Annotated in this window: 21 protein-coding genes and 1 pseudogene; 12 read left to right on the top strand and 10 right to left on the bottom strand. The window is 69.4% G+C overall.

What is annotated here, in order from left to right; genetic code table 11:
• Positions 1–50: 50 nt before the first annotated feature.
• Complete coding sequence (locus tag E9232_RS02720; protein WP_309791978.1) at positions 51–890, top strand: phytanoyl-CoA dioxygenase family protein; 840 nt, start codon at positions 51–53, stop codon at positions 888–890.
• Between the two features lie 239 nt (positions 891–1,129).
• Entirely contained in the window at positions 1,130–1,549 is a 420-nt protein-coding gene (locus E9232_RS02715; RefSeq protein ID WP_309791977.1) for a hypothetical protein, read from the top strand.
• A 6-nt stretch (positions 1,550–1,555) separates the two neighbouring features.
• On the opposite strand, the gene E9232_RS02710 is transcribed toward E9232_RS02715, so the two are convergent.
• The 3 genes from E9232_RS02710 to E9232_RS02700 all read right to left on the bottom strand — a co-directional run bounded on the left by E9232_RS02710 (position 1,556) and on the right by E9232_RS02700 (position 5,116).
• Positions 1,556–2,323, bottom strand: a complete 768-nt coding sequence (locus tag E9232_RS02710; RefSeq protein ID WP_309791976.1) for an SDR family NAD(P)-dependent oxidoreductase — start codon at positions 2,321–2,323, stop codon at positions 1,556–1,558.
• Positions 2,320–3,621, bottom strand: a complete 1,302-nt coding sequence (locus tag E9232_RS02705) for an MFS transporter (protein WP_309791975.1) — start codon at positions 3,619–3,621, stop codon at positions 2,320–2,322. Before E9232_RS02705 ends, E9232_RS02710 begins: the two co-directional genes overlap by 4 nt.
• 106 nt (positions 3,622–3,727) lie before the next feature.
• Complete coding sequence (locus E9232_RS02700; RefSeq protein ID WP_309791974.1) at positions 3,728–5,116, bottom strand: MmgE/PrpD family protein; 1,389 nt, start codon at positions 5,114–5,116, stop codon at positions 3,728–3,730.
• Between the two features lie 145 nt (positions 5,117–5,261).
• Here E9232_RS02700 and E9232_RS02695 point away from each other — a divergent pair, with 145 nt between their 5' ends.
• The 3 genes from E9232_RS02695 to E9232_RS02685 all read left to right on the top strand — a co-directional run bounded on the left by E9232_RS02695 (position 5,262) and on the right by E9232_RS02685 (position 8,123).
• Positions 5,262–6,002, top strand: coding sequence for an FCD domain-containing protein (locus tag E9232_RS02695; RefSeq protein WP_309791973.1), 741 nt, complete (start codon positions 5,262–5,264; stop codon positions 6,000–6,002).
• Positions 5,999–7,384, top strand: a complete 1,386-nt coding sequence (locus E9232_RS02690) for an MmgE/PrpD family protein (protein WP_309791972.1) — start codon at positions 5,999–6,001, stop codon at positions 7,382–7,384. Before E9232_RS02695 ends, E9232_RS02690 begins: the two co-directional genes overlap by 4 nt.
• A gap of 103 nt (positions 7,385–7,487) precedes the next feature.
• Positions 7,488–8,123 carry a DUF924 family protein gene (locus E9232_RS02685; RefSeq protein ID WP_309791971.1) on the top strand — a complete coding sequence of 212 codons (636 nt, stop codon included), beginning with the start codon at positions 7,488–7,490 and terminating at the stop codon, positions 8,121–8,123.
• Between the two features lie 74 nt (positions 8,124–8,197).
• Here the strand turns inward: E9232_RS02685 and murA are convergent, their stop codons facing one another.
• Positions 8,198–9,529, bottom strand: coding sequence for a UDP-N-acetylglucosamine 1-carboxyvinyltransferase (gene murA / locus E9232_RS02680; RefSeq protein WP_309791970.1), 1,332 nt, complete (start codon positions 9,527–9,529; stop codon positions 8,198–8,200).
• Positions 9,530–9,812: 283 nt separating this feature from the next.
• Here murA and E9232_RS02675 point away from each other — a divergent pair, with 283 nt between their 5' ends.
• Positions 9,813–10,679 carry a hypothetical protein gene (locus E9232_RS02675; protein WP_309791969.1) on the top strand — a complete coding sequence of 289 codons (867 nt, stop codon included), beginning with the start codon at positions 9,813–9,815 and terminating at the stop codon, positions 10,677–10,679.
• A gap of 293 nt (positions 10,680–10,972) precedes the next feature.
• On the opposite strand, the gene E9232_RS02670 is transcribed toward E9232_RS02675, so the two are convergent.
• On the bottom strand, positions 10,973–11,731 hold the full coding sequence (locus tag E9232_RS02670) for a metallophosphoesterase family protein (RefSeq protein ID WP_309791968.1): 759 nt from the start codon (positions 11,729–11,731) through the stop codon (positions 10,973–10,975).
• A gap of 98 nt (positions 11,732–11,829) precedes the next feature.
• Here E9232_RS02670 and E9232_RS02665 point away from each other — a divergent pair, with 98 nt between their 5' ends.
• Entirely contained in the window at positions 11,830–12,435 is a 606-nt protein-coding gene (locus E9232_RS02665) for a DUF1349 domain-containing protein (RefSeq protein ID WP_309791967.1), read from the top strand.
• Here the strand turns inward: E9232_RS02665 and E9232_RS02660 are convergent.
• From E9232_RS02660 to E9232_RS02640, 5 genes are all read right to left on the bottom strand, one after another.
• Entirely contained in the window at positions 12,432–13,160 is a 729-nt protein-coding gene (locus E9232_RS02660) for an aspartate/glutamate racemase family protein (RefSeq protein ID WP_374710591.1), read from the bottom strand. The two genes, E9232_RS02665 and E9232_RS02660, sit on opposite strands and share 4 nt — an antisense overlap.
• A gap of 2 nt (positions 13,161–13,162) precedes the next feature.
• Entirely contained in the window at positions 13,163–14,065 is a 903-nt protein-coding gene (locus E9232_RS02655; protein ID WP_309791965.1) for an ABC transporter permease, read from the bottom strand.
• Positions 14,065–15,000, bottom strand: a complete 936-nt coding sequence (locus tag E9232_RS02650) for an ABC transporter permease (RefSeq protein WP_309791964.1) — start codon at positions 14,998–15,000, stop codon at positions 14,065–14,067. The genes E9232_RS02655 and E9232_RS02650 overlap by 1 nt, the downstream gene beginning before the upstream one ends.
• Before the next feature lie 247 nt (positions 15,001–15,247).
• Positions 15,248–16,543, bottom strand: a complete 1,296-nt coding sequence (locus tag E9232_RS02645; RefSeq protein WP_309791963.1) for an ABC transporter substrate-binding protein — start codon at positions 16,541–16,543, stop codon at positions 15,248–15,250.
• A 12-nt stretch (positions 16,544–16,555) separates the two neighbouring features.
• On the bottom strand, positions 16,556–17,587 hold the full coding sequence (locus E9232_RS02640) for an ABC transporter ATP-binding protein (RefSeq protein ID WP_309791961.1): 1,032 nt from the start codon (positions 17,585–17,587) through the stop codon (positions 16,556–16,558).
• Positions 17,588–17,829: 242 nt separating this feature from the next.
• Here E9232_RS02640 and E9232_RS02635 point away from each other — a divergent pair, with 242 nt between their 5' ends.
• The 5 genes and pseudogenes from E9232_RS02635 to E9232_RS02625 all read left to right on the top strand — a co-directional run bounded on the left by E9232_RS02635 (position 17,830) and on the right by E9232_RS02625 (position 21,057).
• The gene (locus E9232_RS02635; RefSeq protein WP_309791960.1) at positions 17,830–18,558 is read left to right on the top strand and encodes a GntR family transcriptional regulator; all 729 of its coding nucleotides are present in this window, start codon (positions 17,830–17,832) and stop codon (positions 18,556–18,558) included.
• A gap of 337 nt (positions 18,559–18,895) precedes the next feature.
• The gene (locus tag E9232_RS35770; protein WP_374710590.1) at positions 18,896–19,216 is read left to right on the top strand and encodes a GlcG/HbpS family heme-binding protein; all 321 of its coding nucleotides are present in this window, start codon (positions 18,896–18,898) and stop codon (positions 19,214–19,216) included.
• A pseudogene (locus E9232_RS35765) lies at positions 19,177–19,305 on the top strand (hypothetical protein); the annotation flags it as partial. The gene E9232_RS35770 and the pseudogene E9232_RS35765, both read left to right, overlap by 40 nt.
• Before the next feature lie 106 nt (positions 19,306–19,411).
• A complete protein-coding gene (locus E9232_RS02630; protein ID WP_309791959.1) occupies positions 19,412–20,386 on the top strand; it encodes a DUF4331 family protein in 975 nt (324 codons plus the stop codon).
• Positions 20,387–20,475: 89 nt separating this feature from the next.
• Complete coding sequence (locus E9232_RS02625; RefSeq protein ID WP_309791958.1) at positions 20,476–21,057, top strand: HupE/UreJ family protein; 582 nt, start codon at positions 20,476–20,478, stop codon at positions 21,055–21,057.
• The last annotated feature ends 133 nt before the right edge of the window (positions 21,058–21,190 follow it).

Raw genomic sequence — 21,190 nt, 5'->3', positions numbered from 1 at the left:
CTAGACTGCCCTGATCGGGAGCAATTCCTGCCCGCGGCGAGGACAGACGGATGCTGAGCGAGACCCAGAAGGCGCAGTTCCTGCGCGACGGCTATCTGGTGCTGGACGGCTTCAAGCCGATCGACGAGATCCGCGCCGTGCGGGCCCGGGCCGAGGCCATCGTCGACGCCTTCGACCCCGGCGACAGCGTCTCGATCTTCACCACCGACGACCAGGTGCGGAAGACCGACGAGTACTTTCTCACCTCGGGCGACAAGGTGCGCTGCTTCTTCGAGGAGGAGGCGTTCGACGAAGCCGGCCGGCTGAAGCAGGCCAAGGCGCTGTCGATCAACAAGATCGGCCACGCCCTGCATGATCTGGACCCGGTGTTCGACCGCTTCTCGCGCGATCCGAAGCTGGCCGCCCTGGCCGCGGATGTCGGGCTGGCCGAGCCGGAGATCTGGCAGTCGATGTACATCTTCAAGCAGCCCGGCATCGGCGGCGAGGTGCGCTGGCACCAGGACGCCAGCTTCTTCGAGACCACCCCGCTGAGCGTCACCACCTTCTGGTTCGCGCTGGAGGATGCCGACCGCTCCAACGGCTGCCTGTGGGTCGAGCCCGGCGGCCACCGCGGCCCCTTGCGCGAGCGCTTCGTGCTGGAGGACGGCGTCACCCGGATGGAGAAGCTGGACGCCACGCCCTGGCCGACCGACGCCACCGCGGTGCCGGTCGAGGTCAAGGCCGGCGCGCTGGTCTGCTTCCACGGCCGGCTGCCGCATTACAGCGCGCCGAACCGGTCGCCCGCCTCACGCCACGCCTACACGCTGCACGTCACCGACGGCCGCACCGCCTATTCGCCGAGGAACTGGCTGCGCCGCGGCCCGGACCTGCCGGTGCGCGGCTTCGCCTGAGGCCGCCGGCATAGAGCCACTCGTTTTCTGTCATTGCCCGGCTCGACCGGGCAATCCAGGGGCCACCGAGAACCGCTCTGGCCGCCCCTGGATGCCACGATCAAGCCGTGGCATGACACGGGAGGGGGAGCGACGTCGCTCTGGAACCACGGCCGCTTGCCCTTGCATCCTTCCACCGGATGCCGCCATCCTTGCCGCAACGGTTCCGCGAGGGAACCAGCAGCAAGCCGGGAGGCCCCATGGTCAAGACCCAGCTGACCGGGACGGACGACCAGGGCGGCGCCGTCGCGATCCCCAAGGGCGACATCGTCTTCATCCGCGAATCCTACCGGTCGGGCGAGATCCCGGACCGCACCAAGGTCGACTACGGCACCGCCGCGACCGAACAGGAAGTCTATCTGGTGGATTCGCTGACCGCGGTGCTGAAGCAGCTCGGCGCCGGTCTCGCCACCGCCAAACTGACCACGCCCTGCGGCACGGTGGTGCATGTCGCGGCCGCCCGGGTCGAGACCGTACGGGCGCCGCAGAGCTGGCACCACCCCAAGGCCCGCACCATCCTGCTGGCCCGCGGCCGCGAGATCCAGGTGCGCGAGGACCGCGACCTGGCCCTGCGCCGGATCAACGCCGCACGGCCTGACCGGGCCAAGCCGGTGGCGTAGGCGTCGTTACGAGAGGAAGGCCCCGCCGTTGACGTGCAGGGTCTGGCCGGTGATGTAGCGGGCCGACGGGCCGGCGAGGTAGCGCACCAGGCTCGCCACCTCCTCCGGCTTGCCGCGGCGGCCGACCAGCGTCGTGTGCTGGGCGTGATGCGCCGGTTCGCCGCCGCGCAGATGGGTGCGCTGGGTGCCGATCAGGCCCGGGACGACGCAGTTCACGGTGATGCCGTCCGGCCCCAGGTCGTGCGCCAGGCCATGGGTGAAGCCGACGATGCCGGCCTTGGCCGTGGTCACATGCACCCGCCCGGCCGACCCGCTATGGGCCGACATGCCGCCGAGGTTGACGATGCTGGCGCCGTCCGACCCTTTGAGATGCGGCACCGCCGCCTGGGCCATCAGGAAGGCGCCGTCCAGGATCACGGCCAGCACCTCGTGCCAATCCGCCAGGGTCATCGCCGCGAACGCCGTCTCGTGCCGGACCGCGGCGCTGTTCACCAGGATGTCGAGCCGGCCGAAGGCCTCCACCGCCGCCGCCACCGTCCCAGCCGCCCGGTCGGGCACGGTGATGTCGGCCAGATGCATCCGGGCGCGGCCGCCCCTGGCCTCGATCTCGCGCACCACCTCGGCCGCGAGGTCGGCGGAGCCGCGGGCGTGGACCAGCACCGCGGCGCCGGCATCGGCGAGGTCGAGCGCGATGGCCCGCCCGATGTTGCGGGCGGCGCCGGTGACGATGGCGACGCGGCCCTCCAGCTCCCGTCCGGCGATCCCTTGAGTCATGGCGAGGTCCTCAGCAGGGCGGCATGGGGGCGGCCATCCTCGGCCGGCGCTTCCACCGGCCGGTCGGCGCGGACGAAGAAGGCGAGCACGATGCCGAGGCCGAGCAGCCCGATCGAGATCAGGAAGGGCGGGCGGTAGCTGCCGGTCACGTCGAGGATGTAGCCGAAGGCGATCGGCGAGACCAGGGCGGCGACCCCGGCCGCGGTGCTGACGAAGCCGCTGGCGATGCCGGCGTAGCGCGGCGCGATGTCCAGCGGCACCGACCAGATCGGCGCCTCGGTCATCTCCAGGAAGAACAGGCCGAGGGCGAGGCAGATGGTGATCAGGATCTGGTCGTGGATGAACAGGACGCCGCTGAGGCAGACCAGCGAGCAGCCGAAACCGAGCAGCATGGCGTTGCGGCGGGCGCGGTTGAGGTCGCCGGTGCGGCGGTAGATCCAGTCGGTCAAGAGGCCGCCCGCGGTGTCGCCGACCATGCCGGCGACGAAGATGATGCTGGAGAGCAGGGCGGAGTCCTTGAGGTCGAAGCCGTATTCGCCGACGAAGAAGCTGGGCAGCCAGCTGAGGTACAGCCACAGCGTCCAGGCATGGCAGAAGAAGGCCAGGGTGACCGGCGCCACCCGCAGGATCAGCCGGCCCCAGGGCACCGTGGCGCGGCTGCCGACCTCGCGGTCGAGCACCGGCAGCTCCGCCAGCTCGGCCTCGGTGATGCCCTCATGCTCGCGGGGATCGTCGCGGAAGTAGTTCCGCCACACGGCGACCCAGAGGAAGCTGACCACGCCCAGCACCACGAAGGAGCCGCGCCAGCCCAGCAGCGGGATCAGCGCCACCACCAGCGGCGGCGTCACCGCGGCGGCGAGGCGGGCGGAGGTGTGGGTGAAGCCCTGGGCGAAGCCGCGCCGGACCTTCGGCACCCAGCGGCTGATCGCGCCGGTCGCGGTCGGGATCGTCCCGGCCTCGCCGATGCCGACCAGCAGGCGCGCGCCGATCAGCGTCCACAGCCCGGTGGCGAAGCCGGCCAGCACCGTGCCGCCGGTCCAGAACAGGCCGCTGATCGACAGCATACGGCGGGCGCCGATGCGGTCGCCGAGATAGCCCGAGATGATCTGGAACAGGGCGTAGCAATAGCCGAAGGCGCCGAGCGCCAGGCCGAGCTCGGTGTTCGACAGGTGCAGCTCGCCCTTGATCAGCGGGGCGGCGATCGACAGGTTCACCCGGTCGACATACATGATGAAGTACATCAGGCAGAGCAGGATGAAGACCCTGCCGGTGGCGCCCTTGAATGCCCGTAGAATCATGGTTCTTCCTCCCGTGGAGGTCGCCGGCGGTTGTTGTTCTTGAAGGCCGGTCTGGAAAGATGGGCCCGGGCCGCGGGGGTGCCGCGGCCCGGTTCGGATTCCGGGGTCAGCCGGCGCGGGCCATCCGGGCGATCTCGCCGGCATCGGCGAAGGTTTGGAGGTCCCAGCACGCCTTGAGCAGCGCGGCCGTCCCGGCCTCGCCATGCACCGGCAGCACCAGGTCGGTGAACTTGGCCTCGAGATCCCCGTCGGTCATCGGCCGGTCGACGCTGCCGATGGCGTGGTCGACGCGCAGATGCAGCACCCGCCCGTCCTTCAGCGTCACCGCGACCGACACCGCATCCGGCGGCATCGCCGGGTCGATCTCGGCGGTGACCTTGTCGCGCAGGGCGATCACCGCAGGGTCCCGCACCTTCTCGTCGCTGTATTGCGGCTCACCGGCGCGGCCGTCGATCAGCGCGACGGCGGCGGAGTGGTAGACGCTGAACTTGCCGTCCAGCCCGGTCTTCGGCGTCTTCTTGCCGGTCAACTCCAGCACCAGCGGATGGACCTTGAGCTCGACCTTGACGATGTCGGCGGCCGCCAGCCCGTGCTGGTTGCGCAGCTGGACGCAGCCGTCGATCGCCGGGTGGATGACGATGCCGCAGGCGAAGGGCTTGTAGCTGTTCAGCAGGATCTCGTTGCGCACGCCCAGCCCGCCGGTGATCTCCTCGTAGTTCCGATGGGTGCTGGTGACGTTGGCCCAGCCGCGCTTGGCCTCGATCCCCTGCTCCGAGCTGGTGTAGCCGCGCTGCGCCAGCAGGGCCGCGGTCAGGCCGTTCTGCGCCGCACGGCCGGGATGGAAGCTCTTGGTCATGGTGCCGAACATCTCGCGCAGGCCGACCGGCTGGGTCGCGGCCAGGCCCAGGGCCCAGACCATCTGCTGCTCGTCCAGCCCCAGCAGCTTGCCGACGGCGGCCGCGGCGCCGAACACGCCGGTGGTGCCGGTGATGTGCCAGCCGACATGGTAGTGGTCGGGATAGACCGCGTTGCCGATGCGGCATTCGACGTCGACGCCCAGGATCAGGGCGTGCAGGAAGTCGCGGCCGCTGACCGGCTTGTACTCCGCCAGCGCCAGGATCGCCGAGGCCACCGGGCCGGCCGGGTGGATCACGGTCTTGAGATGGGTGTCGTCGAAGTCGAAGACATGCGAGCTGATGCCGTTGATCAGCGCCGCGTGCAGCACGTCCGTCCGCTCCGAGCGGCCGAGAATGCTGGCCTGGGCCGGGCCGCTGAACGGCGCCATCGCGTCGATGGCGATCGACACCGCCTCATGCCGGGCCGAGCCGACGGCGCAGCCGAGCCAGTTGAGGAAGGTGCGCAGCCCCTCGTGGCGGACATTCGCCGGCAGCGACTCGAACTCCGCCGCGACGAGGTGGCGGGCCAGCAGGCGCGTCACCTGGGGTGCGAGGTCGGGGGGCGAAAGCTCGGTCGGCTGGCCGTGATCGGGGGCCATGGCGGTCCTCATTCCTGGGTCATTCGTGGGGGCGGAGCCCGTCGCGGGTCGCTCCGTCGCATTTCTGTGAATTACATATTGTCGACAATCATGCAATCGACAATATGTCTTTCGAACCCCGATCGCGTGCCTTAAGCTGCGGCCCATGACCTCTTCGCTTCCCAATCCGCTGGAGCTCCTGCGCTCCGTCACCCTCTCCGGCCTGGTGCAGGACGAGATCCTGCGCCGCATCAAGGCCGGCGAGATCGAAGTCGGCGCACGGCTCAACGAGCTCGAGCTGTCGCAGCACCTGCAGGTCAGCCGCGCCCCGGTGCGCGAGGCCCTGCGCGCGCTGCAGGAGGCCGGGCTGGTGCGGCTGGAGAAGAACCGCGGCATGTTCCTGCGGGAGCTGACCGATGCCGAGATCGCCGAGCACTACGCCGTCCGCGCCACCCTGGACGAGATGGCCGGCCGGCTGCTGGCCCCGAAGATCGACGACGCCCAGATCCTGGAGCTGAAGCGCATGCTGGCGGCGCTGGAGAACGCCTCGATCCGCGACGGGGTGAATGGCTATTTCCCGCTGAACATCGCCTTCCACGACCGGCTGGTGGAGATGGCCGGCAACGCGACGCTCTTGGACCTGTACCGCCAGGTGGTGAACCGGATGCACCTGGTGCGGCGCCGCAGCTTCGCCACCATCGGCAGCAGCGCCGCCTCGCATGAGGAACACCGCCAGATCCTGGAGGCGCTGGAGACCCGCGACCCCGATGCCGCCGGCGCCGCCATGCGCGGCCATGTCGATGGCGGCTATGCCCGCAACATCATCGCCCGCACCCCCGAGACCGAGGGGCCGCCGGGCACCGTGCCGCTGCGCCGGACCACCGCCAGGAAGAGACAGACCCCATGAGTGCCGATTTGCCGAAGGCCGGGCAGGCCGTTGCAGAGCGCCTGGGCGCCTGGATCGCGGGCGTCGCGGTCCGGACCCTGCCGGACGAGGCGGTGTACACCGCGCGCATGCTGCTGCTCGACGTCGCCGGCCTGTGCGTCGCCGGCCGGCGCGAGGACTACATCGCCGCCACCCTGGCCGCCGCGGACGGCACCGGGCTGTGCACCGCCCTGGGCCATGGCCGGCCGCTGACCGCCTATGATTCGGCGCTGGTCAACGGCACCGCGGCCCATGGCGAGGATTACGACGACACCTTCGAGGGCGGCCCGGTGCATTCCGGCGCGGTGATCGTGCCGGCGGTGCTGGCCGCCTGCGAACGCGAGCATCTCGGCGGCGAGGCGCTGCTGAAGGGCATCGCGGTCGGGGCCGAGCTGATGTGCCGCCTGGCCCTGGTGGCGCCCAAGGCGATCCACACCGCCGGCTTCCACCCGACCGCGGTGCTGGGCGCGCTGGCCGCCGCCGGGGCGGTCTCGGCCAGCCTCGGCCTGACCGCCGACCAGGCCACCGCCGCGCTGGGCATCGCCGGCAGCACGGCCTCCGGCATCATCGAATACCTGGCCGAGGGCACCTCGACCAAGCGCATGCATGCCGGCTGGGCGGCGCAGTCGGGCCTGCGCGCGGCGCTGATGGCCCGCGGCGGCTTCGCCGGCCCGCGCACCGTGCTGGAGGGTGTGCACGGCTTCTACAAGGCCTTCGCCCCCTCGCGCACGCCGGATTTCACGCCGCTGCTGGACGGACTCGGGCAGGACTGGGTGATGCCCAGCATCGCCTTCAAGCCCTATGCCTGCGGGACCATGACCCAGCCCTTCATCGACTGCGCCATCGGCCTGGCCAAGCGCGGCGTGCAGGCCGGCGAGATCGTCTCGATCACCTGCAATGTCGGCGAAGGCACCGTGCACCGGCTGTGGGAGGACCTGGCGGTGAAGCACCGGCCGCCCACCCCCTATGCCGCGAAGTTCAGCACCCCCTTCTGCATGGCGGTCGGATTCTTCGACGGCCGCGCCGGCTTCGGCCAGTTCACCGAGGCCCGCATCCACGACCCGGACGTCCTGGCCCTGGCGGCCAAGATCGCCTACCGCATCGACCCGGCGGACGAGTATCCGAAGAACTTCACCGGCCATCTCGCGGCCACGCTGGCCGATGGCCGCGTGATCGAGATCCGCCAGCCGCACATGCGCGGCGGCGCCCGCGAACCGCTGAGCCCGGCCGAACTGGAGGCCAAGGCGCTGGACAATTTCCGCTACGGCGGCTGGGACGATGCCCTGGCAGAGGCCGCCGGCCGCTGGTGCCGCGACGCCTTCTCGGCCCCCGACCTGGCCGCGCTGACGGCGCTCCGGCGGTAGGGTGCGGCCCTCGGACCCGGCGCGACACCGGGTCCATGCGGAGGTGCCGGCAGCGCATGCGAAGGTGTCCGTCCTTCTCAGAGTCCCGCTGCCGGAGAATGCCATGGCCGATCCCTGCGATTGGCGTGAGGTCCACAGCTTCTGGTTCCCCACGGATCTCGCCGACGCCGACCATGAGCGCCTGGTGAAGCAGCTGCAATGGTGGATGGCGGGGGGTGCGACGCCGGAACTCCCCCGCTTTCTCCCGACCGTCGAAGCCGCCCGGGCCGGGCGGCTCGGGCATTGGTGCGCGACGCCGGCCGGACGGCTGTCCCTGATCATCGTGCTCGACCAGTTCACCCGCGGCCTGTTCGCCGGAACGCCCGCCGCCTACGGTTCCGATCCGGATGCGCTGCGCCTCGCCGAGGAGGGGCTTCGCATGGGCGACTACGATGCCCTCTTCCCTTGGGAGAAGGGCTTCTTCCTGATGCCCCTGACCCATGCCGAAGGGCCGGGGCATCGGGAACGGTTGGACCGGGCGGTGGCGGAGTCCGAAAAGCGGCTGGCCGCAGCGCCGGACCATCAGAAGCGGATCTTCGACTTCGCCCTGGGCCAGGCCAGGGGCCACCGCGACGTCATCGCCCGCTTTGGGCGCTTCCCCCATCGCAACGCCGTGCTGGGGCGGCCGTCCACCGCCGAGGAGGCGGCCTATGTCGCGGCCGGCGTGTTCGTCCACCAGCGCCGTCCGGCGGCATCATGAGCCCGCGGCGGGATCGGGCCGCGAACCAGCCGGGTCCCGCCGCTAGAGGTCGCCCCCGCTAGAGGTCGCCCCCGCTAGAGGTCGACGCGCCGGATCCGGGCGCCGCAGCGGCGCAGGCGCTCGACCAGGTTGTCGTAGCCGCGGTCGACATGCTCGACCCCGTGCAGCGTGCTGGTGCCCTGCGCCGCCAGCGCCGCGATCAGCAGCGCCGCGCCGGCGCGGATGTCGGTCGCGGTCACCTCCGCCCCCCGCAGCGCCGGCACGCCCCGGATCACCGCGTGGTTGCGCACCACCCGGATGTTGGCGCCCATGCGCTGCAGCTCCGGCACATGGCGGAAGCGGTTCTCGAACAGGGTCTCGGTGATCATCGCCGCGCCCTCGGCGCAGGACAGCAGCGCCATGGCCTGGGGCTGCAGGTCGGTGGCGAAGCCAGGGAAGGGCTGGGTCATGATGTCGACGCCCTGCAGCCCCCCTGCCCCGCGCCGGGCGACGATGCCGCCCGCGGCGGATTCGATCTCGATCCCGGCGCCCGCGAACACCGGCAGCGCGGCGCTGAGCAGATCGGTCGAGGCCCCGGTCAGCCGCAGCTCCCCGCGCGTCGCCGCGGCGGCGCAGATCAGGGTGCCCAGCTCGATCCGATCGGGCAGCACGTCGTAGGTCGCGCCATGCAGCCGGTCGACGCCGGTGATGCGCAGCGTGTCGGTGCCGATGCCGGCGATGCGCGCGCCCATCGCCGAGAGGCAGCGGGCGAGGTCCGTGACCTCCGGCTCGCAGGCCGCGTTGGTGATGCTGGTCTCGCCCTTGGCCAGAACGGCGGCCAGCATCAGGTTCTGGGTGGCGCCGACCGAGGGGAAGGGCAGCACGATGGCGGCGCCGTGCAGGCCGCCGGGTGCGGACAGCACCACCTCGCCGCCCGTGATCTCGGCGGTCGCGCCCATCTGGCGGAAGCCGGCGAGGTGGAAGTCGACCGGCCGCAGGCCGATGGCGTCGCCGCCCGGCAGCGGCAGCGCGATCCGGCCCAGCCGGGCGAGCGCCGCGCCGGCGATCAGGAACGAGGCCCGCATGCGCGCGACCAGGGCGCCGTCGACCCGGCCGCTGCCGAAGCCGGCGCCGGCCATGGTGCCGGACAGGGCCGGGCCCGATTCGTCCCACGCCACCTCGACCCCGAGCTCCGCCAGGATGCCGGCGAGGATGGCGACATCGAGGATGCGCGGCAGGTTGCACAGGGTCAGCCGGTCGTCGGTCAGCGCGGCGCAGACCATCAGCGGCAGCGCCGCGTTCTTGGCCCCGGCGATGGCGATCTCGCCGGCCAGCCGCGCGCCGCCCTCGATCTCCAGCCGGCTCGCGGCGGCCGCGGTCCACCACGGCGCCGCCCGGCGGAACGACACGACATTGGCACGCGACATGGCACTCGGCTCCGAACGGTGATCAGGACAGCATCGGGACCGGGATAGCACGACGAGCCGCGCCAGGGGACGTGCAATCCGATCCTGCGCGGAAGCCTTCCGGAGCCCCCTCTCCGTCATTGCGAGGAGGCGAAGCCGACGAAGCAATCCATGGCGCCGCCTGGCATGGATTGCTTCGCTGCGCTCGCAATGACGGTGGAGGGGCCGGGACGGGAAGCCAGGCAATCGGCGTAAGCAAAACGTGCATTGTGTTAACTGGAACGACTCGTTCATGATACGTTCCATGAAAACGCCACCAGAAGGGTTCGACATCCAGGCCCACTGCCGCAGCCTCGCGCTGCAGCAGATGGAGATGCTGACCGAGATCGCCGAGCTCAGCATGCAGCTGGTCAGGGGCGAGGGCGCCCGTGCCCTCGACGCCCAGGCCCAGGTGAGGGCCGCGGCGCCCAAATCCGACGAAGCGGTGGCGGCAAGAGCCGAGGCACGGGAGGCAGGGCTGGCCTTCGCCCGCTTCACCCGCACAGTGCACCAATCCCTGGCCCAGCGCGCCCGCGCCGCCGCCAAGCTGTACGCCCAGGACCGGGCCGAGATCCCCGACCGCCTGGCCGCCCGCAAGGCCCGCCGCGACCGCCACCGCAACGAGGTCCAGGACACGCTGCAGGACATGATCTGCGAGGAGATCGAGGATGAGGGCCGCTTCAACGCCCTGAAGGACGATCTCGAGGAGCGGGTCGATGGGCTCTACGAGGACCAGGATGTCCAGGTCGAGGACCGGCCGGTGGGGTCGGTGATGGCTGGGGTGGCCTGCGGCCTCGGCCTGTCGGAGACCTGGCAGCGCTGGCGCGGCGAGGAATGGCCGGCCACGCCGCGCCCCAGGCGGCCGGCGGGCAGCCCGGCGGAGATCCAGGCGATCCGGGCCAAGCGCCGGAAGGCGGTGACCGCCGCGGTCGAGCGCGACTTTGCGGAATGCGCCGATCCCGCCTGGATTCCGGCACTCCGGGCCGGGCTGGCGGTGCGGCTGCAGGAGCCCGATGGGATCGAGATGCTCGACACCGAGACCATCGCCACCGCGGCCCAGCGCCTCTGCCGGTCGCTCGGGCTCAGCCCGATGATCTTCGGCTTCAAGCCGAAGGCGCCGGACACCGGGTGACGGGCTGGATGGGCCGGGACCGAAGCCGAAGCAAATCAAAACAAACTCCCCCTCCCCTTGCGGGAGGGGGTAGGGGGAGGGGTTTTCGCCGCCGGAGCCGGCTTTGATTTCAACGATCCGGCCGTCGATGGCGAGGCCCGTCCTTTGCGCAATCGCGCGCGGACACGCGCAGCCCCCTCCCCCTACCCCCTCCCGCAAGGGGAGGGGGGACTCTATAAAAGGTCGCGTCGATGACGACTTTGAGGCGGCTGAAGCCCCGCGCCGGCTCGGCTCAGGACGCCAGCCCAGCTGCCTCACGACCCCGCCGCGGACACCCCGAGCGAATGGCCGGTCGCCAGCGCATAGGCCCAGTCCGGCCGCCCGTTTTCGGTGGCCCGGCGCACCGCGCGGTCATGGTCGTAGGGAATCGCGATCAGCTCGGCCGCCACCCGGTCGCCGTCCAGCTCGAGCATGGCGTAGCGGGCCGAGGGCGACCCCGATTCGGAGACATGGGCCGGCGGAGTCGGGTCGTCATAGGCCGGGCCGCCGATGCTGCCGGGGTTGAGGATCCAGCGCCCGTCCGGCAGGCGAAGCAGATGCTGCAGGTGACTGTGGCCGCACAGCACCACCGGCGCCGCGATGTCGCCCAGCCGGTCGGCGATGGCGGCCGCCGGCGCCCGCACCAGCCGGCCGGCCTCGATGTCCTCGAGCAGATAGGCGTTGTCGTCGTCCGGCCTGGCGTGGAAGGCGAGGATGCCGCCCGGCAGATCCAGTCGCACCGGCAGGGCGCCGAGCCAGGCGCGGCCGGCGGCGTCGAGCGCATGGCGGGCATAGCCGTCCGAGGTCTGCGGCGACTCGTCCCGGTCTTCCCACACCCAGCGGTCGTGGTTGCCGCGCACCGTCGGCCAGCCCTTTTCCATCAGCAGGTCGAGCGTCTCGCGCGGCCACAGCGGGCTGGAGACGCAGTCGCCGAGATTGACGACGGCATCGGCGCCGCGGCGGTCGAGATCGGCCAGCACGGCTTCGAGGGCGAGGAGGTTGCCGTGGATGTCGGCGAGGATGGCGAGGCGCATGGAAACTCCTATCGCGGACTTGCCGGACCATCATGTCTTGATGGAATGGGCGGCCTCGCGTCTGATGGCGCCGCAATCACGGCACCGGGCGAGAGCTGATGGATATCCTGAACGAGACCTTCCTGTCCCCTGCCCTCGACCCGCGCCTGGCCTGGACCAACCCGCCGCCGGACTGGTCGATCGGGCAGGAGGGGCTGAAGCTGGCCACCGCCGCCGGCACCGATTTCTGGCAGGGCACGCATTACGGCTTCCGGGTCGACAACGGCCATGTCCTGGCCCTGCCGGTCGCGGGCGATTTCACGATGGAGACGGTGGTGCGCGGCAACCCTGTGCACCAGTACGACCAGGCCGGGCTGATGGTGCGGCTGGGGCCGACCAGCTGGATCAAGACCTCGGTCGAGTTCGAGACGGCGGAGCACAGCCGGCTGGGCGCGGTGGTGACCAATGCCGGCTGGTCCGACTGGTCGACCCAGGATGTCGCCACCCGGCCGGGCGGCAGCATCGGCTTCCGCATCCGCCGCGTCGGCGCCGACTACACCGTCGAGGCCGCGCCGGAGGGCGAGGACCGCTGGGTCCAGCTGCGCATCGCCCGGCTGCACGAAGATGACGGCACCGGCCCGGTCACCGCCGGCCTCTACGCCTGCAGCCCCAAGGCGGCGGGATACGAGGCGCAGTTCGCGCATCTGAGGATCACGCGCGACTAGGTCGGGGCAAAGACGGCGCCGGCATAGGGCTTCGGCCGGGGCGCGGCATAGCCGCCGGTCTTGGCGGTGCGCAGGCCCAGCCGGGCCAGCCCTTCGACCAGCGTGACCGCGGCGGCGACGCCGTCGATCACGGGCACCCCGTGCCGCGCCGACAGCCGGGCGGCGAGGTCGGCCATGCCGGCGCAGCCCAGCACGATCGCCTCGGCCCTATCCTCGGCCAGCGCCGCGGCGATCTCGGCCGAGATCCGCGCCTCGGCGTCCGAGCCCGGCCGCTCCAGCTCCAGCACCGGGATCTCCGATGCCCGCACCCGGGCGCAGCGGCCGGCGAGGCCGTAGCGCAGCAGGTTGGCCTCGATCACCGGGATCGACCGCGCCAGGGTCGTCACCACCGAGAACCGGCCGGCGAGCAGCGAGGCGACATGGAAGCCGGCCTCGCCGATGCCGACCACCGGTGCGGCGGCGAGGCTGCGGGCGGCGTCGAGCCCGGTGTCGTCGAAGCAGGCGATGACATGGCCGGCCACGCCGCGGGCCTCGCCGCGGGCGATCTCCTGCAGCAGGCCGGGCACGGCCAGGGCACCGTCGACCCAGCCCTCGATCGAGGCCGGGCCGGTCTCCGGATTGACCGCGATGATGCGGGTGCCGGGCGCCGCGACGGCCGCGGCGGCGGCCCCGATCTTGGCGGTCATGCCGGCGGTGGTGTTCGGGTTGACGACGAGGATGTCCAAGATCACACCAGCCCCTGGCCGGCATCGGTGCCGTGGCGGGTGCGGCGGCGGCGCAGCAGGGCCATCAGGCCGAGCGCGGTCAGCACCACCGCCAGCGACACCGCCGTGGTCACCGTGCCCAAAGCATAGATCTCCGGCGTCGTCACCGTGGTGGTCAGGCCCTGCAGCTCCAGCGGCAAAGTGTTCTGCTCGCCGATCGCCTGGGAGGAGCGCGCGATCTCGTCCCAGGACAGGGTGAAGCCGAACAGCCCGACCCCGACCACGCTGGCGCCGATGATCGGCAGCACGACATGGCGGAAGGTCTGCCAGGGCGAGGCGCCAAGGTCCCGCGCGGCCTCCTCGTAGCGCCGGTCGAAGCGGTTGAAGACCGCGAACATGATCAGCAGGCCGAAGGGCAGCGTCCAGGTCAGATGCGCGCCGAGGCCGGAACGGAACAGGCCCATCGCGGTGGTGAAGTCGTCGCTGATCCAGGCGATGCCCCAGCTGTCGCCGAAATCGCGGATCGCGTCGTCGAGCAGCCGGAATTCCAGGGCGATGCCGAGCGACACCACGATCGACGGCATGATCAGGCTGGCGATCGCGGTGTAGAACAAGAGGGCCTGGCCCGGAAAGCGCTTGCGGAAGGCAAGGCCGGCCAGCACCGAGAACGCCATGGTCAGCACCATGACCACGAGGCCGAGTTCGAGCGAGCGCCAGAAGGCGGCGCCGATGTCGACCACGCCCATCCCGGCCCACAGCTTCTCGAACCAGAAGGTCGAGACGCCGTTCATCGGGAAGGTCAGCCCGCCCTGCGGCCCCTGGAAGGACAGCACGAAGATGGTCAACGTCGGCCCGTACAGGAACAGCACGAACAGCGCGAACACGGCGGCCAGGATGTAGAAGGAGGCGGGGCGGCCCTCGCGCATCACAGCTCCTTCCGGATGTCGACCAGCCGGGTCAGCGCCACGATGATCATGATCACGACCGCGAGCAGGATCACCGCATTCGCCGCCGCGGCCGGGAACTGCAGGTAGCTGAGCTGGACCTGGATCACCTTGCCGACCGAGGCGATCTGCTGCCCGCCCATGACGCCGACGGTGACGAAATCGCCCATCACGATGGTGATGACGAAGATCGAGCCGATGACGATGCCGGGCTTGGACAGCGGCACGATCACGTTCCACAGCGTCTGCCAGCCGCTGGCGCCGGCATCGGTCGCGGCCTCGATCAGCGACCGGTCGATCCGCAGCATCGAGTTAAGGATCGGTACGATCATGAACACGGTGAACAGGTGGACGAAGGCCAGCACCACCGAGAATTCGGAATAGAGCAGCCCGTCGATCGGCTGGTCGATCACGCCGAGGCCCAGCAGGCTCTGGTTCACCAGCCCGTTGCGGCCGAGCAGCGGGATCCAGGAGATCATCCGGATCACGTTCGAGGTCCAGAACGGGATGGTGCACAACAGGCACAGCACCACCTGCATCGCCATGGTGCGGACGTGGAACACCAGGAAATAGGCGATGGTGAAGCCCAGGCCCAGGGTGATGCCCCACACCATCACCCCGATCTTCAGGGTTGAGAGATAGGTCTTGAAGGTGGTGCACAGATCCGGCAGCGAGGTCAGGCAGCCGTCGAACGCCTCGACATAGTTGCGGAAGGTGAAGTCCGGCACGATCGAGTATTCGGTGTAGTCCCAGAAGCTGACCACCACCACGACCGCCAGCGGCAGCACGAAGAACAGCAGGAACACCAGCATCATCGGCGCCGCCTGGAGGAAGGCGACGGCGCGGCCCCGGGCGCCGGCCTGCGGCACGGCGGCCTTGCGGGCCGGCGCGATGTCTTCGGCGGGAATGGCGGTCATCGACGGCGGCTTTCGATGACCGCGAGCGAAAGGTCGCAAAGCAGAGAGTCCCCCCTCCCCTTGCGGGAGGGGGGTAGGGGGAGGGGGTTGTCGATCACAGGACCCCGCTTCGAAGGATTTGGAACCATGTCGTTGTCCTGGCCGGGAACCCACAACAGCTCGTGCTGCCCGACCCCCCTCCCCCTATCCCCCTCCCGCAAGGGGAGGGGGGACAAGAAGGATGGGCGCACGCCTTTGCTTCAGCGCCTCACGCGGCGATGAACGCGTTCCACTTGCGGACCATGTAGTCGTTCTCGTCCATCACCGCGTTCCAGCAGGCCACCGAGCCCATGCGGGCGTCGTAGGAGCCGCCGTCGCGCACCGCGCCGGCCTTCTCCATCACCGTGCCGTCGGGCGCCTTGATGTCCTGGGCGGCCGCCTTGCCCTCCATCCAATAGGCCCATTCATAGGGCTCCATATTGGCCTTGGCCGTCTCCAGCACCGCCGAGTAGTAGCCCTGGCGGTTGAGATAGGCGCCGGCCCAGCCGGACAGGAACCAGTTGATGAAGTCGTAGGCGGCGTCGAGCTTCCGGTCCTTCAGGGTCTTGGGCAGGCCGAAGCCGGAGGCCCAGGCGCGATAGCCCTCCTTCAGCGGCTGGAAGGTGCAGGCGATGCCCATCGACCGCACCTTGGTCACGGCCGGCGACCACATCGACTGGATCACCGTCTCGCCCGAGGCCATCAGGTTCACGCTCTCGTTGAAATCCTGCCAGAAGGCGCGGAACTGGCCGGCCTGCTTGGCCTCGGTCAGCAGCTTCATGGTCAGGTCGATCTCCTCCCTGGTCATGTTGCCCTTGTCGGCATAGGTGTGCAGGCCGCTGGATTCCACCACCATCGCCGCGTCCATGATGCCGATCGACGGGATGTTCAGGATCGACGCCTTGCCCTTGAACTCCGGGTTCAGCAGCTCCTTCCAGCTCTCGACCGGCCGGCCGATCAGGTCGGGCCGGATGCCCAGCGTGTCGGCGTTGTAGGTGGTCGGGATCAGGGTGATCCACTCGGTCGGCTCGGTCGCGAAGGTCTTGGAGGTCTTGTCGGTGAGGTAGAACACCTTCTTCGGCGCGGTGCCCTGGTCGCCGATTTTCTTGCCGTTCAGCTCGCCCTTGGTGAACACAGTCGAGATCTGGTCGACATACTTGATCCGCTTGGCGTCCATGCCCTGCAGGTTGCCGGCGGGCAGCAGCTTCTTCAGGCTGAAATACTCGCTGTCCACCAGGTCGAAGGAGTTCGGCTGGGTGACGATGCGCTTGGTCACCTCGTCGGTGGTCACCGGCACGTATTCGATGATGATGCCCAGGTCCTCCTTCGCCTTCCTGGCGATGTCGGCGCTCTGGTTCACCGCGGTGCCGAGATAGCGCAGCGTCACCGGCTCGGCCGCGATGATCGCGGGGAAGCCGGTGATGGCGCGGCTGCCGACCAGCGCGCCGGCCGTCGCCGCCGTGGTCTTCAGCAGGGCGCGGCGCGAGAGGCCGCGCGGGTTTTTGGGATGCTTGGTATCCGCCATGGTGAGCCTCCTTCAGGGTTGGGGGCGAAGATCGCCGCGCCCCGCGGCATCGCTGGACAGGGGATGGATGTCGGCGTCCGCCCAGGCCACGGCGACCCGGTCGCCGGGCGCCACCGGATCGGCGAAGAAGGCGGCCTCGGGCAGCCAGGCGAGCATGTCGGGCGCCAGGTCGCAGCCGAAGGCGACGTGGACCGTGGCGCCCTGGTATTCGACCCCCTGCACCACCGCCGCGACCGCCCCCGCGGGCAGGCCGGCGCCGTTGACCTTCGACAGCCGCAGCCGGTCGGCGCGCAGGGTGGCGAGGCTGCCGCCGAGGCGCACCACGTTGTGGCCGCCGATGAAGCGGGCGACGAATTCGGTGGCCGGCCGGGCGAACAGCTCCTGCGGCGGGCCGGCCTGCTCGATCCGCCCGCCATTCATCACCACGGCGAGGTCGGCCAGGGCCATCGCCTCTTCCTGGCTGTGGGTGACGTGGATGAAGCTGATGCCGAGCTCGGCCTGCAGCCGCTTCAGCTCGGCCCGCATCTTGATCCGCAGGAACGGGTCGAGGGCCGAGAGCGGCTCGTCCAGCAGCAGGATCTGCGGCTGGGTGATCAGGGCGCGGGCCAGCGCCACGCGCTGCTGCTGCCCGCCCGAGAGCTGCCCCGGCAGCCGTTCGGCATAGGCCTCCATCGCCACCAGGGCCAGCAGCTCCGCCGCCTTGGCCCGGCGCGCGGGCTTGGCCACGCCGCGCATCTTCAGGCTGAAGGCGACGTTGTCGGTGACCGACAGATGCGGAAACAGGGCGTAGGACTGGAACATCATCGCCGTGCCGCGCTTGGCCGGCGGCCGGTCGGTGACGTTGGTCGGCCCGAGCAGGACGTCGCCGTCCGACACCGCCTCATGCCCCGCGACCATGCGCAGGGTCGAGGTCTTGCCGCAGCCGGAGGGGCCCAGCAGGCAGCAATAGGTGCCGGCCGGGATCTTCAGGTCGACACCGTCCACGGCCACGGTGCGGCCGTAGCGCTTGGTCACCTTCACCAGCTCGAGATCTGCGCCGCGCATTTGCTCTCCCTTGTCGGGAGAAGGGATTTGCAAGCGCTGTGCCAACCGGCCGGGGCCACGGAATTCCTCAGCTCCGGCCCTGGTCCCCGGATCACCTCCGCCCAAGCTTTAGGCAGCCGCATACAGGCGGCCCGAAGATTGTGCACAATCTGGAAGCCCTGAGAATACAATCTTGAGCGCCGGTGGCCGCCATGGGATGGTGGGGCCGCAAAGCCGCCGCAAGGCCGTCGCCGGAGTTGGGAATGGACACGCTCGAGACCGTCGGCACCCTGGCCGGAAGCCGCGACATCCCCGACCGCGGCGCGCGGGCGGCGGCGATCTACCGGTCGATCCTGGATGCGATCGTCGAGCACCGGCTGCCGCCGCGCACCAAGCTGTCGGAGGACGAGATCGGCGGCGCCTTCGGCGTCAGCCGCACCATCGTCCGCTCCGCCCTGCAGGCCCTGGCGCACCAGCACATGGTGGTGATCGAGAAGAACCGCGGCGCCTTCGTCGCGGCGCCGACGGTCGAGGAGGCGCGCGAGGTGTTCGAGACCCGCCGCACCCTCGAGGCGGCGATCGCCCGCCGCGCCGCCGAGCGCACGGTGCCGGCCGACATCGCGCGGCTGGAGCGGCATTTGGCCGAGGAGGCGGAGGCGCTGGGCCGGGGCGACCGGCCGCGGGCCATCCAGCTCTCCGGCCTGTTCCATCTCGGCATCGCCGAGATCGCCCGGCAGCGGGTGATGGAGCGGTTCCTGCGCGAACTGGTGTCGCGCGCCTCGCTGGTGATCGCCCTCTATGGCCGCAGCGGCGCCTCGGCCTGCGGCAACACCGAGCACCAAGCGATCCTGCAGGCCCTGGGCCGGCACGATGTGGAGCGCGCCGGCGCCGCCATGCTGGCCCACCTGGCCCATATCGAGCAGGACCTCGACCTGGAACCGGCCGAGGCCGGGCCGATCGACGTGGCCGCGGTGCTGACCGGGCAGGCCTAGGGACAAAGGCCGATTGGGACCGCGGCTGAAATCGCCGCCGTCGGGTGGGAACCGGCCGATCGCGCATCTCGGTTACATTGACCGGAGGGCGCCGATCTGTTGAAAAAGTCGGAGCACCATTTCCACGCGCAACAAAGAGACTAAAAATAGGCAGCCAGAGCACAAAAAGATGCTAGATGGCGGCCGAATCTGCAGCAAACTTGCTCGATTTTGCACTCCAAGTAGTCGTTCGGGACTTTTTCAACGATATCCGCCAATAGCGGTCATAGCGGCGGCGTTTCCCACGTCGCAACCATGAAGTCTCCGATACCATCGTCCAATCGCGGCCACGGATGCGATGCGATATCTAAGCAATGGACTGCATGCGTTCACGACAGCCGAGGCGCTTGCGGAGCGCGTCGAAGGCGAGGCGGCCAAAGCGAAGACACCAGTTGCGGTCTGCATCGTCGGCGTTCACGGCAACCTCGTCCTCCGGCACCGGATGAATGGGGCGCCGCTCTTCTCGCTCCAGATCTACGAGCGCAAAGCCCACACCTCTGCGCTGGTAGGAATGCCTGCGATTGACCTGCCGCGGAGGTGCGGTCCGGCTAGCCACTCCACCCGCTCCCCACGGTCGCCGGGGGCCGCTTTTGTCCAGCGGGCGGAGACACGCCGATAAGCGACGAGGGGCAGGCGTTCGCCGGCGTCGATGTCAGTGGCGGCAACGCCGAACAGGACGTCGCCATCGTCGAGGTGACGCTCCGATGAAGTCATTTGGGTCATGCATCATACGCAACGGGCCGCGTCTTCGCCTGACAGGTTCGTGAGTCCGGGCATGGCCACATCTTAATAGGCGGCAAAGGAGTATCTCATCGTGTCGCATCACTATTCCGGTCCCGACTTCGGCTTCCCCAAGGGAGATGCGCGTTTAGACCTTACCGACCTCTATGCCTTCCCCAAACCCGGGGATCCGGACAAGTCGATTCTGATCATGAATGTGCACCCATCCTCCACGGTGATCCATCCAGAGCCAACCACCGCCGAACCCTTTGCGCCCAACGGGCTGTACGAACTCAAGGTGGACACGAATGGCGATGCGGTGGCCGATATCGCGTTCCGCATTCAGGTCTCGTCCTCACCGGCCGGGTCGCAGATGGCAACGGTGCGTCGTGTGGAAGGATCGCTGGCCGCCGGAGCAGACGACGGCGGTCAAGTCGTCGTCGAGGAAGCTCCGGTTTCGACAGGACTGGACGCACAGATTACACACACGGGCGACTACCGCTTCTTCGCGGGCTGGCGAAGCGAACCTTTTTTCTTCGATACGCAGGGTGCGCTGAACAATCTGCAATTCACCGGTACGGATTTCTTCGCCGACAAGAATGTCTGCAGCATCGTGCTGGAAATGCCCAACTCCGCGTTGGGATCCGGCGCCGTTGGCCTATGGGCCCGTGTTCTGGTCGAGGGCGATGACGGCTGGGTACAGGTTGAGCGCGGTGCGCGGCCCCAGCAAGCGGTTTTCCTGCCCGGCCCGGAGAAGGAATCGTACCTCTCCGCGCAGCCGGCGGACGATAGCCGTTTCGTCGCGGTTTTTGCCCACGCTCTCGAGCATACCGGCGGCTACAGGCCGGATGAAGCGGAGCGTGTGGCAAGAACCTTGCTGCCGGACATCATGCCTTATGACCCGGCGCGGCCAGCCTCCTTCCCGGAAAATGGCAGGACGCTTACGGATGACGCTGCTGACGTCTTCATGGTCATCCTGACAAACGGCAAGGTGGCGGGGGACGCAGTGGGACCGCATGGCGATCTGCTCGCCGAATTCCCTTATTTGGGGCCGCCACACGGCGCTTAGCAGCCGGAGAGCATCTTTCCCTACGCCAACATTGCCCTTTTTAAGACGAGCCTGTTGGCTCCATTCTCTCGTTCAGCGAGGAACATGCGATGCGCTTGATCCTGATTTCCACGATTCTGATTGTTGCCTTCGCGATGCCGGCGGCGGCACATCCCTATTTGGGCTCCGCAGCCTCCTTTACTGCCGGTGTCGCCCATCCCTTCACTGGCCTCGATCACGTCACTGCCATGACGGCAGTCGGTTTGTGGGCCGCTCTCAAAGGCCAACGCGCTCTTTGGGTCTGGCCGGCGACCTTCATCGCCGTCGTGCTGGGTGGCGGTGCGCTGGGCATGGCGCATATCGCCTTGCCTTTGGTCGAGCCTGGCATTTTGGCTTCGGTGGTCGTGCTCGGGCTCGTGGTAGCGCTCGCCATCGATCTGCCGCTATGGGGAGGCGCGGCGATTATCGGTGTCTTCGCGCTGCTGCATGGTCATGCTCATGGATCCGAGGTGCCGAACACCGCCGATGGACTCGAGTACATGGCAGGGTTTGCGCTCGCTACTGCGTCCTTGCTCGCAGTTGGCGTCGGTTTGGGGTTCACATTGTCGCGCTCGGCGTCGGGTGCACTCAATCGCTTCGCCGGCCTCATCTGCGCTGCCGTCGGCGTTGGTTTGTGCGCGGGCGTCCTCTGAACTGGGACCTGGCTCTCGTCGGGAAAGGGGACGAACCGGCCGTTCGGGTCGGCGGCGCGAACTCCGGCACAGGGTCGACGGCCGCCCTCGATCGGATCGAGCCTCGGCCTCGGGCCGAACCACGCCCCGCGGG

The organism is Inquilinus ginsengisoli, assembly GCF_031453975.1.
Classification (GTDB): Bacteria; Pseudomonadota; Alphaproteobacteria; order DSM-16000; family Inquilinaceae; genus Inquilinus; species Inquilinus ginsengisoli_A.
Note: the sequence above shows the minus strand (reverse complement) of the source record. Positions and strands in the feature narration are given on the sequence as shown.